Source organism: Hydrogenovibrio sp., from assembly GCF_049975065.1.
Classification (GTDB): Bacteria; Pseudomonadota; Gammaproteobacteria; order Thiomicrospirales; family Thiomicrospiraceae; genus Hydrogenovibrio.
Genome location: NZ_JBNGDN010000098.1, coordinates 1 through 2,334, shown reverse-complemented (window position 1 = coordinate 2,334; position 2,334 = coordinate 1). Strand labels below are relative to the sequence as shown.

Here is a 2,334-nt window from a genome sequence, read left to right as displayed (position 1 = left end):
ATTTTACAGCATCCGTCCGAGCAACATCAGGCCAAGGGCACAGCGCGGCTGGCGCAACTGTGTTTAGCGGATTGCCCGGTCTGGGTCGGCGATTCGGTGGCGGAGTTACCGGATTGCCAGGCCTGGCTAAAAGCCAAACCCACCTATTTGCTGTTTCCGCCGGATTCAAATGCGCCTTCGATTGAACAGACGGGCGCTTGGCTAACCACCACCGATCTGCTGAACCGACCCGCAAACACGATTCAGGTGTTGCTGTTGGATGGCACTTGGCGCAAAGCCTATAAACTCTTGCAGACCAACCCAGCCTTGCAGGCCTTGCCGAGATTGCAACTCAGCGGACAGTGGACATCGGATTACGCCATTCGTAAAGCGCCCAATGCCCAGAGCTTATCCACACTGGAAGCGATTCACGCGGTGCTGTGTGAACTCGAAGGCGAGCCAGAGCGGTTTCTGGGGTTACGTCTGGCGCTGGCCGATTTTGTGGCGCAACGTCAGGCGTTTGCGTCTGCGCCAACCGATTTGGGTGATGGCTGAGCGTTCAACGATTTGGCCAGGCCTGGGAAATTCAGCGTTTTTGACCGCTTCAATTTTCCCCAGGCCTGGCGATTTCGCATTCGATTGGCATTCGGTTAAAACGGCAGGTTTTTAAGCAGTTGGTCGCCTAACCCTTTGAGCGCATCTTTCTGCTGATCGTTCAGTTGACCTTTCAGCTGCTCTTCGATTTTTTTCTGCGCTTCTTTTTGCAGCTTTTCTTTTTGTTCGTCGAGCTGTTTCTGCACTTCCTGTTTGGCCTTTTCTTTCAGCAAAGATTCGAGATCCAAAGACACCTTCGGTTTTTGAAAGTCGCCGCTGAGTTTGACGGGAATGGTGATGTCATCCAGGTCTTTTAAGGCATCGCCCCCTTGCCCTTTTGAGGTGTCCACAATGCTGGTGTAAACACGGTAATCCAGTTGTTCTTGCGGTAAATTGATGGTGCCTTCGCCGCGAATGCGCATATAGGGGGCGGCGGCCTTTAAGGTGTCGGTGGTGACCACTCCGTTTTCAATGGTGGCGTGCATGACCATGGTGCTGAAATCGGTTTGCAAGGGCTCGGATTTCGCTTGGGTTTTGTCGCCACGGATGATGGCACGGGCATCGCGGATGGATTTGGCTAAATTAAACCCTTTCACCGCACCGTCTTTCAGGTCGAGTTTAACGGTGCCGTTGAGGTGTTGCTTGAATTGCGAAACGCGATCGCCTCGGGTGGTGATGTCGGCTTGCACATGGCCGGTGCCGCTGAGTTGATCGGTATCGGCAAAGGTGATCAGCAATTCTTCCACCGGCAGTTTATGGGTGTCGGTTTTAAAGGCGTATTTCGGCACCTCATCGCGCACGTCCAGACTGGCTTGGGCGTTGAGTTGGGTGTTGAAAATGTCGGTGGTCAGACGGCTGATTTGAATGACCCCCGGCTCGCCTTTGACGACCACCAGCAGATTTTTCGGGTTGAGTTTGTCAAAACGGATGTCGCCTGCTTTGAAGGTGCCGTTCAGGGTGAGGCTGCGCAGCAACTCCACTGGCAACTCAATCACCGCTTCTTCGCTTGATGCCGGGGGTGTTTTCGGTTCGCTTGGCTGGCTGGTTTCAGCTGGCTTGGGCGGTAAATAGCGATTGAGGTCGATTTGGTTCAGGCTTAAATCCCAGCGAATATCCGGTTGCTCGAATTGCGCTACCGAGGCGGAACCGGTCAGTTGACTGTCATCCAGGGTCACCGTTACATTGGACACCTTCGCGACTTCTTTGCCACCGTCGTAATCGACGTTGAAGGCCGCCGCCAGTCGGGTCAGGGTTTTGGGGTCGCGCATTTCTGGCAGGGCGATTTTCAGGTCGTTTAACAGCGCGCGCAGGTTGGTTTGCGGCACCTTCAGTGAGGCAGTGACCTTGGGGGCGTCGAGCAGTTGACTGGCCTCGATCTGACCGTCGGCTTTGACATCCATGACTTCCAAGCGAAGCGCCTTTAACTGAGCGGTTTGTTTCTGTAAATCCGCTTGCGGCTGCATTGAAAGCGCAGCTTTGACATTTCCCTTGGGCAGTTGATCGCCCTGCAGGTATGCTTGAAGTGCGAGGTTATCGGCCTGAAATGTCTGCTGCTTGAGATTGGCCAGCAATTGGGTGAGGTTCAGTTGAACATCGGCTTGCTGCGCCACAAAATCGGTTTGACCGGTGTTCTGGGTTGTCAGCTGCAAGCTGGGCAAGGTCAGTTGTTGGGTATCCAGATCAAACGCCAAATCGGCCGTGGTCAGCTGCCCCTGCAAGGCCTGAAATGGCAGTTTTCCTTGCCCCTGTCCAGCGTAGTTG

General features: G+C 54.3%; 2 protein-coding genes. One reads left to right on the top strand and one right to left on the bottom strand.

The genetic code is table 11. The features are described from left to right. A partial coding sequence (locus ACP5D0_RS09430) for a tRNA-uridine aminocarboxypropyltransferase (RefSeq protein WP_472365507.1) occupies positions 1-534 on the top strand: 534 nt, incomplete at its 5' end. 95 nt (positions 535-629) lie between these two features. On the opposite strand, the gene ACP5D0_RS09425 is transcribed toward ACP5D0_RS09430, so the two are convergent. Continuing rightward, positions 630-2,334: AsmA family protein (locus tag ACP5D0_RS09425; RefSeq protein WP_472365506.1), on the bottom strand; the 1,705-nt coding region annotated here is incomplete at its 5' end.